The organism is Pseudomonas sp. AAC, assembly GCF_000725445.1.
In the GTDB taxonomy this organism is placed as follows: Bacteria; Pseudomonadota; Gammaproteobacteria; order Pseudomonadales; family Pseudomonadaceae; genus Pseudomonas; species Pseudomonas citronellolis.
Genome location: NZ_KL647100.1, coordinates 18,338 through 31,683, shown reverse-complemented (window position 1 = coordinate 31,683; position 13,346 = coordinate 18,338). Strand labels below are relative to the sequence as shown.

Here is a 13,346-nt window from a genome sequence, read left to right as displayed (position 1 = left end):
GGACGGCCTGGGAGAAACGTTCGTTCATAGCGCCTGCGCCACCGGCGCCGGCCGGCCATGGCGCAGCAGCACCAGGCACAGCGGCGCCAGGATCAGTTGGCCGATGGCGACCGCCAGCAAGGCCTGGGGCAAGTGCGGGTTGGCGCCGCCGGTGATCGCCAGCACCAGCAGCGGGCTGAGGAATTCGCCGGCGAAGATGGACGCGGTGAAGCCGCCGGTGGCGCGGCCGCGCTGCTCGAAGCCGACCTGCAGCATCACCTGGGTGATCAGCGTCGGCAGCAGCAGGCCCACGCCCAGGCCATTGACCAGCACCGCCAGCACCACAGGCGCGTGGCTGTCGGCCAGGGCCATGAGCGCGTCGCCCAGGCCGGCGGTGGCGAAGCCCAGGGCCAGCAGGCGCCGCGCCGGCAGCGCGGCGAGCAAGCGGAAGCCCAGGGCCCCGGCGAGCACGCCGAGCTGGTTGGCGCCCATGGTCATGCCCACCTGCTGCGGGGCGTCGACGTGCAGCAGTTGCAGCAGGTAGCCGGCCTGCACCGGGACGATGAACAGGCTGACGCCGGCTAGCAGGGTCAGCAGGTACAGCGGCGCCAGCGCGGCCCAGGGGAAGCCTTCGGCGTCCGCGCGCAGCGGCTCGGCATGGCGCACCTGCGGCTCCCACAGCAGCGCCGCCATCAGCGGCAGGCACAGCAGGCCCGCCGCGTAGAGCGCGAAGGGCGTGCGCCAGCCGCTCTCCCCCAGCGCTCCGCCCAGGCCCATGAACAGCGCGGCGGACAGCGAGGTGGCGACCATCTGCAGGGCGAACAGGCGTTCGCGGCGCTGGCCGTCGAAGTAGTCGCCCATCAGGGTGGTGCAGCAGGTCATGATGCCCGCCTCGGCCAGGCCGATGCCGGCGCGGCTGGCGACGATCGGCCCGAGCGAGTCGAGCCACAGCGGCAGCACCCCGCACAGGCTGTACAGCAGCATGCTGGCCAGCAGCAGCGGACGGCGGCCGATGCGGTCGGCGAGCAGCCCGGCCAACGGCGCCAGGAAGGCGATCACCAGCGCCGGCAGGGTCAGGGCGACCGGCACCAGCACGGCGGCGCCGGGGGTTTCGGCGAAATGCGCCTGCATGCGCGGCAGCACCGGTGCGATGAGCACCGCGCCGAGCACCGGCAGGCAGCTGCCGAACAGCAGGAGCAGGGCTTGGGCTGTTCCGGCGGGGCGTTGGGCGGTCATTGCGCACCTCCGCGCTGGAAACCCATGGGGCCGCGGCGATGGGTATCGCTTCGCTCAACCCATCCTACGCAGGTGTTCCTGCCGCACCTGTAGGAGCGGGCCCTGCCCGCGATTCGCGCCCAGGGGGCGCTCCTACATGTGAAGCCGGCATTCGATGGATTCAGGCATGGCATCGGGCGGTCCTCTGGTTGGGGTTCGGCTCGCAGCAGTCGCGGTCGTGGTGGACTTCCTCCAGGTGGTGCGCCGGCACGGCGGGTTGTGCCTGGCGCCGGGGCAGCAGGAAGTAGGCCAGCGCCGGCAGCAGGACCAGGGCGCCGACCATATTCCAGACGAACATGAAGGCCAGCAGCACGCCCATGTCGGCCTGGAACTTGATGGGCGAGAAGATCCAGGTGCCCACGCCGATGGCCAGGGTCACGCCGGTGAGCATCACCACCTTGCCGGTGAACAGCAGTGCCCGGTAATAGGCGCTGGACAGGCTGGCGCCCTGGCGCAGCTGGGCCAGGACGATGCTCATGACGTACAGCGCGTAGTCCACGCCTATGCCCACGCCCAGGGCGATCACCGGCAGGGTGGCGACCTTCACACCGATGCCCAGGGCCACCATCAGCGCCTCGCAGAGGATCGAGGTGAGCACCAGCGGCAGCACCGCGCAGAGCACCGCGCGCCAGGAACGGAAGGTCACCAGGCAGAGCAGGATGACCGCGCCGTAGACCCACCAGAGCATGTCGTGGTTGGCCTGCCTGACCACGATGTTGGTGGCCGCCTCGATGCCGGCGCTGCCGGCGGCCAGCAGGAACTTCGCCTGCTCGCTGTCGTTGTCGCGGGCGAAGGCCTGCACGCTGTCGACCACCCGCGCCAGGGTGTCGGCCTTGTGGTCGGTGAGGTAGGCGTACAGCGTCAGCAGGCTGCAGTCGTCGTTGTACAGGCCGCGCGGGGCGTTGGCGGTGACCATGTTCAGGGTGGCCTGGTTGTTCACCAGTTCGTACCACTTCGGGCTGCCCTCGGAGAGGCCCACCAGCACCCGGCGGTTGAGCAGCGCCAGGGAGTTGGTCGAATCCACGCCCGGCAGGCCGCGCAGTTGCCAGTCCAGGTCGTCGACGCGCTTGAGGGTGTCGTAGGCCGAGCAGGCGCCGGCCGGGGTCTGCACCATCACCGCGAACACGTCGCTGCTGGCGCCGTAGTGCGCGGTGACGAATGCGTTGTCGCGGTTGTAGCGCGAGTCCGGGCGCAGTTCAGGGGCACCGGCGTCGAGGTCGCCTATCTTCAGGTTGAGGCTCACCGCGTAGCCGCCGGCGGCCAGCAGCGCGGCCACGGCGATGCACGCGGCCGCCCAGCGGCGCCGGGTGAAGAGGTCGAGGAAGCGCCACACGGCGTGCTTGTCCGCCCCGCTCGCTTCGGCCTCCTCGGCGCGCAGGCTGCGCCGCGCCGCCTTCGGGCTGACGCCGACGTAGGACAGCAGCACCGGCAGCAGGATCAGGTTGGTGAAGATCAGCACCGCCACGCCCAGGCTGGCGATCACCGCGAGGTCCTGAATGACCTGGATGCGGATGATCATCAGCACGGCGAAGCCCACCGCGTCGCACAGCAGCGCGGTGAGCCCGGCGAGGAACAGCCGGCGGAAGGTGAAGCGCGCGGCGACCAGGCGGTGCATGCCGCGGCCGATGTCCTGCATGATGCCGTTCATCTTCTGCGCGCCGTGGCTCATGCCGATGGCGAACACCAGGAAGGGCACCAGCACCGAGTACGGGTCCAGTTCGTAGCCCAGCAAGGGCAGCAGGCCCAATTGCCAGACCACCGCCACCAGTGAGCACAGCACCACCAGCGCGGTGCTGCGCACGCAGCGGGTGTACCAGTAGAGCACCGCGGCGGTGATGGCGATGGCGGCGGCGAAGAACAGCAGGATCTGCTTCAGGCCATCGATCAGGTCGCCGACCACCTTGGCGAAACCGGTGATATGGATGTCCACGCCCCGGGCCTGGTACTTGCCGCGCAGGGCCTCCAGCTCATGGGCGAAGGTGGTGTAGTCCAGCGCCTGGCCGTCGGGGGTCTTCTCCAGCAGCGGCACGTAGAGGATGCTCGAGCGCTGGTCGAAGGCCACCAACTGGCCGATCTCGTTGGAGCGTTCGACGTTGCGCTTGAGCGCTTCCAGGCTGGCGGCGCCGCCGTCGTAGCCGTCGGGGATCACCGGGCCGCCTTCCAGGCCGTCCTCGGTCACGCCGGTCCAGCGGGTGGACGGCGTCCACAGCGATTTCATCGCCGCGCGGTCCACGCCGGGCAGCAGGTACACCTCGTCATTGAGTTGCTGCAGCACCTGCAGGTAGTGCTTGTCGTAGATGCTGCCCGCGGGGTTGGCCACGGCGATGCGCACGGCGTTGCCCAGGCCGGCCAGTTCCTGGCGGTGGTCCAGGTAGTTGAGGATGAACGGGTGCTCGCGCGGGATCATCTTCTCGAAGCTGGCGTTGAGCGTCAGCCGCGTGGCCTGCCAGCCCAGCAGCAGGGTCGCCGCCAGGCACAGCAGCAGGACCAGGCCGCGGTGGTTGAACAGGGCGCGTTCCAGCAGCGAGCCGGAAGCGCTGTCGAAGTCGTCGAGGCGGCCGCTGGACGGCGCGGGGGAAGTCGGGGCGTGCATGGCTCAGTCCGCTGTGCTGGAGGAGGAAGAAGGCGCCAGGCGGCGCGCGCCGGCCATGCCGACGGCCACCAGGGCGCCATCGGCGGCGACGGTGGCGGCGCTCAGCGGCAGGCCGTCGGAGACCGGCAGCGGCCTTGCGGCGAACTCGCCCAGGCCGCTGCGCAGGAGCATGCCGGCCTGGTTGGCGAGCAGCAGCTGGCCGCCGGCCACGCGGATGCCGTTGAGCGAGGCCGGGATGGGATTGGCCAGGGCCTGGAAGCTGGCGCCGCCGTCGTCGGAGGCGAACAGCTTGCCGCGCAGGCCGCCCACCAGCAGGCGGCCGCTGGGCAGCACGGCGGCGGCGAAGTAGCTGCCCTCGTAGGGGCCCTGCAGCGCCTGGAAGTGTTCGCCCGCGTCGCGCGAGCGCAGCAGCAGGCCCTGTTCGCCGGCGATGTAGAGGTCGCTGCCCTGCCCCGCCACGGCATAAAGGTGCAGGCCTTGGGGATTGGGCAGGTGGCCCATCCACGACTGCCAGCTGCGGCCGCCGTCGGTGGTGGCCAGGGCCAGGCCGTAGGCGCCCAGCACCAGGCCATGGCGGGCGTCGCTGAAGTGCAGGGCCAGTAGCGGCTTGTCGGCGCCATCGGCTACCAGACGCTGGGCAGCGGCGACGCGGCCGGTGTCGGCCGAAGCCTGGGCAGCCTGCAGTTCCAGGGTGGCGGCGCGCCTGCCGTCCAGTTGCAGGTTCCAGTGCTCGCCGCCGTCGTTGCTGTGCAGCACCACGCCGGCATGGCCTACGGCCCAGCCGTTGCGCGTATCGACGAACTGCACGGCGACCAGGCTGGCGCTCACCGGTACCGCGCTCGCCTGGCGCCAGTTGGCGCCGTTGTCGTCGGAGAGCAGCACCACGCCGCGCTCGCCCACCGCCACCAGGCGCTGGCCGGCGCGGGTGACGTCCTGCAGCACCGCGTGCAGGGCCTGGGGGCCTTGCACGGCGGGCTGCGCCAGCACATCCGGGGGACTTGCCGCGAAAGCCGGCGGCAGGGCGCAACAGGCCGCCAGGAGCAGGCCGGAAAGCATTTTGTTCATCGCACGCAACCTTGGTTTTTCTTGTAGTCGGGCCTGTCGAGGCCGGGTACCGCGAGGTCTCCCGTAGGAGCGGGCCCTGCCCGCGATTCGCGCGCAGGGCGCGCTCCTACAGGAGCAGGGTGCTAACGCTCAGCGCACGCCCTCGCCCGCCATGGCGTCGGCGGTGAACACCGAGTCCTTGTACGGCGGCACGATGCGGTACTGCTCGCTCTTGCCGGCGAACAGGTCGCCGGCGAACCAGGCCCCGGAGAGCAGGTCGTAGAAGCCGTTGGTGAGGGTCACCACCCCGGGCAGGTCGGGCAGCACCACTGGCGAGGTCCAGAGCACCTTGGCCAGTTGGCCGCGGGCGTCGTAGCGCTCGCCGAGCACGGCGGTCCAGGTGTCTTCGTCCAGGTAGTAGGTGCTCTTGGGCATCACGTGGCGCTGGCCGTTCTTCAGGGTCGCCTCCACCACCCAGACGCGGTGCTTCTCCCAGCGCAGAGCGTCGGACTTCAGGTGGTGCGCGTCCAGCAGCGCCTCGGGGCCTGCGGCGGTGAACACCTTGTTGGCGTTGTACGGGATGTACATCTCCTTCTTGCCCACCAGCTTCCAGTCGAAGCGGTCGACGCGGCCGTCGAACACGTACAGCTCGTCGAAGCTCAGGACCCCGGCGGTGGCCGGCGTCGGGGTGTCGCAGCAGGCGTTGGGCAGGCGGCGCACGCGGCGCTGGCCGGGCAGGTAGGTCCACACCGTGGTCTTGTCGGCATTGAGGTTCTCCAGCCCGGTGATGGCCTCGCCAGCACGCAGCGGCGGGCCGTCGTTGATCATCCGGATGGACCAGAACACGCCCCGCTCGCCGGCGCCGCCGGGCAGGTACCAGGGCATCTGCAGGTCGGCGCGCGAGTCGTTGGTCAGTACGTGCTTGCCGTCGGCGGTGGTCAGGTACTGGGTGAAGCTGGCGTGCCAGGAGGCGCCGCGCCAGCGCAGCAGGTGGTTCCAGATGGCCTCGGCACCGCTGCCCGGGATGGGGAACGGGATGCCGCCGGCGGCGCCCTCGGGCATCAGCCCGGCGGGGCCGTCCACCAGCTTGCCGCTGGTGGCGTTGGCGAAGGTGGCGTCGTACACCGACTGCGGCGCGGCGGCGCTGCGGTGCGTCGGGTAGACCTCCAGGCGGTAGCTGTCGGGGTACTTCTTCAGCATCGCCTGCACCCCGGGGGTGAGCTGCGCGGCGTACTGCGCCATGTTCTGCGCGGTGATGGTGAACAGCGGCTTGTCGGCGGCGAAGGGGTCGCCGCGCTTGCCGCCGTCCTTGTAGGCCGGGTCGGCCTGGGTGTAGCCGCCGGTCCAGGCCGGGATGCTGCCGTCGGCGTTGCCGGCGCGCTCGCCGCCCAGCGGTGTGAGCGTGGTCCTGAGCTTGCCCGCCTCTTCGGCGGAGACGGCGGCCAGGGCGCCGTGGGCGAACAGCAGGGAGGCACTCAGGGCGGTGAGCAGGGAAACGACTTTCTTGTTGTGTTTCATCGGGCAGTCCTCGGTCAGAAGGTGCGGCTGACGGTGAAGGCGATGAAGTCGCGGTCTTTCAGCGACTGTTCGAAGGTGTAGTGGTTGTCGGCGTCGAGGAAGGTGTTCTGCGGGCCGTAGTAGTGCGTGTAGGTCAGGCCCAGGCTCCAGGTGTTGAGGTAGTTGCCCTTCAGGCCGATGTTGATGTCGCCGCCGTGGTCGCTGCCAAAGCCGGTACCCAGGGCCTCGGAGGCGCCGTTGGTGTAGCTGGCGCCGAGCGGCACCGAGAGGTCCAGGCCCGGGTAGATCTGCCGGTACATCGGCTCGTAGACCAAGCGCAGGCTGGTGGCGTCGCGGTCGGCGTTGGGGTCGATGGCGTCGCGGTTCTTGCTCACGCTCAGCACCCGGTTCCAGGCGATCTCGCCGAGGAAGCTCGACTCGCCGGCGATGAAGTTCGGCTCGAGGCTGGCCAGCCAGGAGAAGTTGGCGTGCAGGGTGCGGCCGGTGGCGTAGAGCGGGTCGTCGCTGTTGTTGATCGCCTCGCCCACGGCCAGGGCGTGCTGGTTGGTGGAGGCCAGCGGCTGGTTCCAGCGGGTGGAGACTTCGCCGGCGACGTTGAAGTTGCCCAGGGTGGTGGAGAAGCTGCCGCCCAGGGCGCTGATGCCCTCCGGGTACACCCAGTAGAACTCGCCGGCCTTGCCGGTCAGCGGGTTGAGGTTGGCGAAATCGCTGCGCACGTTGAGCTGCGGCGACTTGTCGTGGAAGCGGATGGCGTACAGGCCCCAGTCCACCGTCTCGGTGCGCCAGCGCAGTTGCAGGCCGCCCTGCCCCGAGTCCTTCGCCTCCTTGTCGTTGCCGTGGTAGAAGGCCAGCGGCTGCGCGCCGGGGAACAGCGGCGCGCCGATGTACATGCGCTCGGCGCCGTCGCCGAAGAAGTCGTCGGTGGAGAAGTAGCTGCCGGCGGCCGGCAGGCGGTTGGCTTCCCACTCGAACTGGTAGTAGGCGCCGATGGACACGTCCGGGGTCAGCTGCAGCTGGCCGGAGACCTGCTGCACCGGGCGGATCAGTTCCTTGAACTGGGTGTTGGGCACCGACAGGCCCTTGACCACGTCGATCGGCGCCATGCCGCCGGCGATGCCGTTCATGCCGTAGAACAGGCTCTCGCCCCACTGCATGGCGTACCGGCCCAGGCGCCCGGACAGCGGCATGCCGGCCAGCTCGGTCTTGCCGAAGACGAAGGCGTCGAGCAGTTCGCCCTTGCGCCCGTGCAGGGTACGGGTGTCGTCGGTGAATTCGTCGTAGTCCACCGAGTAGCTGTTGGCGCGACTCGGGTCGTTGGCGTCGGTGCCGCGGTTGTAGACGTCGTCGTACCAGGCCGCGCCGCTGACCCGCGCGCCGACGTCGCCGTAGGTGACGTCCAGCTCGGAGAGCAGATCCAGGCGGTTGGAGATCAGGCCCTTGTCGAAGTTGCGGTCGCCGTCGTCGAGGTTCAGCGCGGTCTGGCCCTCGCTCAGCTTGCTGCTGGCGTCCTGGGTGCGCCAGGCGGCGCTGTATTTCAGGGTGTTGTCCCAGCGCGCCCGCAGGTCGGGGTTGCCGGTGTCGAATTCGAAGGCCTGGGCGTGGCCGGCGGCCAGGGCCAGCAGTGCCAGGGTGAGGGGCTTGAGCGGCGGCAGCGGCCGCGCGGTTGCACGCTTGTCAGCGGACATCGAGGTCACCTCTTTCTTGTTCTTGTGCGTTGGTGTTGGCGTGGGCCGCGGCGCGCCGGCAAGGCGGGGCGCGCCGGGCCGTGGGGTCAGATGGGGCGCGCGGTGACCTCCAGCATCTGCTTCACCAGGCCGATGCGGTCGAAGGACGGGTCCTGGGCGATCTCCTTCTCGCCGGCCAGCAGGGACTTCTCGGCGATGAACTTGCAGCGCTCGAAGCGCCGGCCCATGAAGCGCTGCAGCTGCTCGGCCAGGCTGCCGCCGGTGGTGAGTTCCTCGGCCAGCACCACCGCGTCCTCGATGGCCATGCCGGCGCCCTGCCCCAGGTGCGGCGTGGTGGCGTGGGCGGCGTCGCCGATCAACAGCACCCGGCCGCGGTGCCAGGGCTCGTCGACGAACACCGCCTCCAGCGGCTTGTAGACGACCTCGGCGCTGTCGGTGATCTGCTCGCGCAGCTCGCCGACCAGCCCGCCGAAACCGGCCAGGCGCTGGCGCAGGCCCTCGGCCAGGCCGGCCGGGTCCATCCAGGGGTTGCCCGGCTCGTGGGAGGTGGTGAACAGGTACATGAGATCGTCGGCCAGCGGCACCAGGCCGGCGTTGCCCGAGGGGCCCTGGTAGTTGGCCAGGTGGTCGATGCCCGCCATGCGCCTGAAGTTGTGGCGCCACACCGACTGGCCGGTGAAGCGCGGCTGGTACTTGTCGCCGAACAGCAGGCCGCGGACCCGCGAGTACAGCCCGTCGGCGCCCACCAGCAGCTGGTAGCGGCCCTGGCTGCCGTCGCTGAACAGCACGTCGACGCCGCTGGCGTCCTGCTCGAAGCTTTCCACCGAGGTGCCCAGGCGCACGCGGGTGCCCAGCTCGGTGGCGGTTTCGCTGAGCACCTTGTGCAGCGCGCGCCGGGAGATGCCGACGTTGGCCGGGTACTGCGGCCCCGCCAGGCGCTGGCCGGGGATGCGCACCAGTTGCTGGCCGGCGGTGGTGTAGATGGCTACGTCCTCGAAGGCGTAGGCGGCGTCCAGGTAGGCATCGAGCAGGCCCAGGCGGTGCATCTCGCGCACCACGTTGCTCTGCTGGATGATGCCCACGCCGTAGACGGTCCACTCGGTCTTCAATTCGACCAGGTCGACGGCGATGCCCTTGCGGCGCAGGGCGATGGCGGCGCACAGCCCGCCGATGCCGCCACCGACGATCAGCACCTTGCTCACAGTGTTCATGGCGTCTCTCACGTGTTGTTCTTGTTGTCCGCACCGACTGGCGGTGCGGCCGTTCTCCGTGCCCTGGGGCACAGCTTCCCGGCGGGGCCGGGGCTTTTCCAATCGAGTCCGCGGATGCGACCTATCGCGCGGCGCGATACCTCAGCCTTGCAGTTGCGCCAACGGCAATAGCAGCCAGCCGTCCTTCTCTTCATGCACCAGCGCCGCCAGCGATTGCCCAAGGCACGGGCCGTACACGCATTCGCCGTCGTGCGGGCGGAAGCGCGCACCGTGGGCGTAGCAGACGACCCACTGGCCATCGGCGCTGAGGAACCTGTCCTTGCGGTACTCCAGCGGCACCTGCAGGTGCGGGCAGCGGTTGCGGTACAGGCGCACCTGGCCGCGGTGGCGCAGGGCGAACAGCGCATCCGCGCCCTCGCCCTGCGGGTCGAAGCCGCGCGCCTGGCCCTCGCCCAGCTCGTCGAGCCGGCACAGCGCCACGCAGTCCACGGCTCAGCCCTGCTTCGGCGGCGGGCCGCCCGGCGCCCACTTCTCCCGCGCGGTGAAGAGGAACAGCTGCGAGTTGTCCGCCGACATCGGCGCCTGGCGCGCGGCCCAGGCGTCGTCGTGCTTGTCCATGTCGGCGTCGTACTCGATGTGGCAGCCCAGCGGGCTGTTGAAGTACCAGAACCAGTTGGAGCCCAGCAGGTGCCGGCCCGGGCCCCAGAAGCTGGTCCAGCCCTTGTTCTGCAAGCGCGTGCCGGCCAGCAGTACCTCGGTGCCGCTGCCCAGGTGGAAGGTGAAGTGCTCGCAGCCCTGCATGTGCGGCGGCGTCTGGATCATGAACAGGCAGTGGTGGTCGTCCATGCCCGCCGAACGCATGAAGGGGCCGACGCCGACGAAGCTGTCGGTGGTGACGAAGCCCAGGCGCTCGCGGTAGAAGGCCTCGCCCTTGGCGGCATCGGGCACGAAGTACACGACGTGGGACAGGGTGCGCGGCAGCGCCGGCATGTCCGGGGTGATGCCCAGCTGGTTGAGCGGGCGCTGCGGCGCGCTGCCGGGGGCGTTGGTCAGGTCGGCCGGGGCCTCGAAGGGGCGCCGGCAGCTGACCTGGAAGGCGATGGCGAAGCCCAGGTCGTCCACGCAGTGCAGCACGCCGGCGGCATCGCGGCGCACCTCGCGGTCGCGCCCCAGTTCGTCGGCGATGGCGTCCAGGTCCGCGGCGCCGGCCACGCCGTAGACGGTCTCGCGCAGCGACGGCGTCGGGCCCAGGGCCGGCGGCAGGCTCGCATCGTCGCCGCGGCGGATGACGATGGCGGTGCCGTCGAGGGCTTCGAAGCGCCCGCCCTCGGCGGTGAGTTGCACGGCCGTGAGGCCATAGTCGCGCAGGCAATCGGCACAGGCCTGGATATCGTCGACGCCGAAGACCAGGGCGTCGAGGCCAAGGATGTTCATGGCTACCACTCCATTGAAATTATGATTCGGCGCCAGGCAGGGGGCCGCCGGTGGTGGGTCGCCGCGGCACGGGGGCCGCTCGACTGGAGCGCAGGTTGCTGGGCGGCGCGGGAAGCTGACCAATCGCATGTGGGGATGCGAGGCATCGCCGATCGCGATACCTGGGCGCGGGCCCATGGCGGCGGGCGTTTGCCGCCCACTTCGGGTGGGGCGCTATTGACGTATCGGGAATGCGGCGGGAAGGTATCGCGAAAATAACTACAACAAGCCTGAGCCATCTGCCATGCGATTCCATCACCTGGACCTGAACCTCCTGGTGGCGCTGGATGTGCTGCTGGAAGAGCAGAACATCACCCGCGCCGCCGAACGCCTGCACATGACGCAATCGGCCACCAGCGGCGTGCTCGGCCGCCTGCGCGCCTTCTTCGAGGATGAGCTGCTGGTGCAGGTCGGCCGCAAGATGCAGCCCACCCCCTATGCCCTGGAACTGGCGGTGCCGGTGCGCGAGGTGCTGCTGACCATCCGCTCCTCGATCACCGCCAAGCCGGTGTTCGACCCGGGCAGCAGCAAGCGCCACTTCCGCCTGGTGACCTCGGACTACCTGATCAGCGTGCTCTTCGCCCAGGTGATCCAGAAGATCCACCAGCAGGCCCCGCACATCACCTTCGAGATCCTCACCCCCGGCGACAACAGCGCCGAGCTGCTGATGCGCGGCGAGGTGGACATGATGATCGTGCCCGAGCGCTACATCATCGACGGCCATCCGGCGCAGCTGCTGTTCGAGGAGGACCACGTCTGCGTGGTCTGGCGCGACAACCCCGAGGTGGGCGAAAGCCTGACCCTGGAGCAGTACATGCAGATGGGGCACATCTCGGTGGGCTTCGGGCGCAACCGGCACCTGAGCATCGAGGACTGGTTCATGAGCCAGTACGGCTTCAACCGCCGCCTGGAAGTGATCACCAACGACTTCAACACCCTGCCGCAGCTGCTGGTCGGCACCCAGCGCGTGGCCACCATGCACCGGCGCCTGGCCGAGCTGTACGCGCGCTACCTGCCGCTGCGCATCCTGCCGCCGCCGGTGAAGATCCCGGTGATGCGCGAGTACATGCTCTGGCACCGCAGCATGGAGGGCGACCCCATGCACCGCTGGCTGCGCGAGCGCATCCGCGACTTCATCCAGAGCCTCGACCAGCAGCCCGAAGCCCTGCGCCACACCGGCTGAGCCCGTCCCATCGCCCCGGCCGCCGGCATGGCACCGGGGCATCGCGTTTGGCGATACCTCGCATCCCCACTCGCGATTGGCGCGCAGCCGCCCCGCCTGCGTACCTTGCCGTCGAACCGCGCCCTGCGTGCCTGCCGCCATTCCCGGGCGCCGGATACATCGACCGCAGAAGGACAACAAGAATGTTCCGCTACTTCCCCACCAATTACGTCTGGAATCTCTCGGTGGACCTGGCCATCGAAATGGGCGCCCGCCTGGGCGAGATCGAGGAAATGTGCGCCCCGCTGCAGGAGGCCGCGAAGCAGCCCGACGCCGCCGGCACCCAGGCCTTCCGCGAGACCTGGTCGAAAATGGCCGACAAGCTCTGCGGCCTGGCCGAGGAAGACGAAGCCGCCGGCCGCCTGCTCTCCGCCGGCGAGAAATACAACCGCGCCGCCACCTACCTGCTCACCTGCGAACGCCTGCAGGCCCATGGCGCGCCGGGCCGCGAGGCGCTGTACCAGCGCTTCCTGCAGACCTTCGCCCGCGGCATCGCGCTGACGAAGGAGAACTGCGAGCGCGTGGAGATTCCCTACGAAGGCCAGCACATCGCCGGCCTGTACGTGCGCGCCGAAGGCGTCGAAGGCCCGGCGCCGCTGCTGGTGCAGGTCAACGGCCTGGATTCGACCAAGGAAATGAAATACCGCGTCGGCCTGCCGGCCTGGCTGGCGAAACGCGGCGTGGCCTCGCTGATCATCGACCAGCCCGGCACCGGCGAGGCCCTGCGCCTGCACGGCCTGACCGCGCGCTACGACAGCGAGCACTGGGCCAGCCGCGTGTTCGACTGGCTGGAAACCCGCGAGGACGTCGACGCCAAGCGCATCGGCCTGGAAGGCGTGTCCCTGGGCGGCTACTACTGCCCCCGCGCGGTGGCCTTCGAACCGCGCTTCGCCTGCGGCGTGGCCTGGGGCGCCAACCACGACTGGCGCGACGTGCAGAAACGCCGCCTGGAGAAGGAAGGCGACTTCCCGGTGCCGCACTACTGGGCCCACGTGCGCTGGGTATGGGGCGCCAGGGACATGGACGAGTTCATGCGCATCGCCGAGAACGTCCACCTCGACGGCGTGCTCGAGCGCATCCGCGTGCCCTTCCTGGTCACCCACGGCGAGAAGGACTCGCAGATCCCGCTGAAATGGGCGCACCGCACCTACGAGCAACTGGTGAACAGCCCGAAACGCGAGCTGAAGATCTTCACCGAACGCGAAGGCGGCGTGCAGCATTCGAGCTTCGACAACAGCATCAATGCCGGGCACTACATAGCCGACTGGGTGGCGGAGACGCTGGGTGGGCGTACGGCCTGAGGGTTTGCTTTGCGGCAGCGGATTCCGGTGCCGCTTCCCACCTGC

The 13,346-nt window shown here is 69.7% G+C and carries 10 protein-coding genes; 2 read left to right on the top strand and 8 right to left on the bottom strand.

Annotated elements, in window-relative coordinates:
- Nucleotides 1–24: 24 nt before the first annotated feature.
- The 8 genes from FG99_RS23710 to FG99_RS23675 all read right to left on the bottom strand — a co-directional run bounded on the left by FG99_RS23710 (nucleotide 25) and on the right by FG99_RS23675 (nucleotide 10,739).
- Nucleotides 25–1,215, bottom strand: a complete 1,191-nt coding sequence (locus FG99_RS23710) for an MFS transporter (RefSeq protein WP_043272595.1) — start codon at nucleotides 1,213–1,215, stop codon at nucleotides 25–27.
- A 160-nt stretch (nucleotides 1,216–1,375) separates the two neighbouring features.
- The gene (locus FG99_RS23705; RefSeq protein ID WP_043272594.1) at nucleotides 1,376–3,847 is read right to left on the bottom strand and encodes an efflux RND transporter permease subunit; all 2,472 of its coding nucleotides are present in this window, start codon (nucleotides 3,845–3,847) and stop codon (nucleotides 1,376–1,378) included.
- Nucleotides 3,848–3,850: 3 nt separating this feature from the next.
- A complete protein-coding gene (locus FG99_RS23700) occupies nucleotides 3,851–4,912 on the bottom strand; it encodes a WD40/YVTN/BNR-like repeat-containing protein (RefSeq protein WP_043272593.1) in 1,062 nt (353 codons plus the stop codon).
- A gap of 129 nt (nucleotides 4,913–5,041) precedes the next feature.
- Complete coding sequence (locus tag FG99_RS23695; RefSeq protein ID WP_043272592.1) at nucleotides 5,042–6,409, bottom strand: DUF1329 domain-containing protein; 1,368 nt, start codon at nucleotides 6,407–6,409, stop codon at nucleotides 5,042–5,044.
- A 14-nt stretch (nucleotides 6,410–6,423) separates the two neighbouring features.
- Complete coding sequence (locus FG99_RS23690) at nucleotides 6,424–8,094, bottom strand: DUF1302 domain-containing protein (protein WP_043272591.1); 1,671 nt, start codon at nucleotides 8,092–8,094, stop codon at nucleotides 6,424–6,426.
- A gap of 86 nt (nucleotides 8,095–8,180) precedes the next feature.
- Entirely contained in the window at nucleotides 8,181–9,305 is a 1,125-nt protein-coding gene (locus FG99_RS23685) for an FAD-dependent oxidoreductase (RefSeq protein ID WP_043272590.1), read from the bottom strand.
- Between the two features lie 141 nt (nucleotides 9,306–9,446).
- Nucleotides 9,447–9,794, bottom strand: a complete 348-nt coding sequence (locus FG99_RS23680) for a Rieske (2Fe-2S) protein (protein ID WP_009620182.1) — start codon at nucleotides 9,792–9,794, stop codon at nucleotides 9,447–9,449.
- Nucleotides 9,795–9,797: 3 nt separating this feature from the next.
- On the bottom strand, nucleotides 9,798–10,739 hold the full coding sequence (locus FG99_RS23675) for a VOC family protein (RefSeq protein WP_043272589.1): 942 nt from the start codon (nucleotides 10,737–10,739) through the stop codon (nucleotides 9,798–9,800).
- A 283-nt stretch (nucleotides 10,740–11,022) separates the two neighbouring features.
- Between FG99_RS23675 and FG99_RS23670 the strand changes: the two genes are divergently transcribed.
- Nucleotides 11,023–11,961 carry a LysR family transcriptional regulator gene (locus FG99_RS23670; RefSeq protein ID WP_043272588.1) on the top strand — a complete coding sequence of 313 codons (939 nt, stop codon included), beginning with the start codon at nucleotides 11,023–11,025 and terminating at the stop codon, nucleotides 11,959–11,961.
- 182 nt (nucleotides 11,962–12,143) lie between these two features.
- Nucleotides 12,144–13,301, top strand: a complete 1,158-nt coding sequence (locus FG99_RS23665) for an alpha/beta hydrolase family protein (protein ID WP_043272587.1) — start codon at nucleotides 12,144–12,146, stop codon at nucleotides 13,299–13,301.
- Nucleotides 13,302–13,346 lie beyond the last annotated feature (45 nt).

Bases quoted from the DNA above. Each gene is read 5' to 3' on its own strand.
- FG99_RS23710 (WP_043272595.1), bottom strand. From the start codon at position 1,215: ATGACCGCCCAACGCCCCGCCGGAACAGCCCAAGCCCTGCTCCTGCTG.
- FG99_RS23705 (WP_043272594.1), bottom strand. From the start codon at position 3,847: ATGCACGCCCCGACTTCCCCCGCGCCGTCCAGCGGCCGCCTCGACGAC.
- FG99_RS23700 (WP_043272593.1), bottom strand. From the start codon at position 4,912: ATGAACAAAATGCTTTCCGGCCTGCTCCTGGCGGCCTGTTGCGCCCTG.
- FG99_RS23695 (WP_043272592.1), bottom strand. From the start codon at position 6,409: ATGAAACACAACAAGAAAGTCGTTTCCCTGCTCACCGCCCTGAGTGCC.
- FG99_RS23690 (WP_043272591.1), bottom strand. From the start codon at position 8,094: ATGTCCGCTGACAAGCGTGCAACCGCGCGGCCGCTGCCGCCGCTCAAG.
- FG99_RS23685 (WP_043272590.1), bottom strand. From the start codon at position 9,305: ATGAACACTGTGAGCAAGGTGCTGATCGTCGGTGGCGGCATCGGCGGG.
- FG99_RS23675 (WP_043272589.1), bottom strand. From the start codon at position 10,739: ATGAACATCCTTGGCCTCGACGCCCTGGTCTTCGGCGTCGACGATATC.
- FG99_RS23670 (WP_043272588.1), top strand. From the start codon at position 11,023: ATGCGATTCCATCACCTGGACCTGAACCTCCTGGTGGCGCTGGATGTG.
- FG99_RS23665 (WP_043272587.1), top strand. From the start codon at position 12,144: ATGTTCCGCTACTTCCCCACCAATTACGTCTGGAATCTCTCGGTGGAC.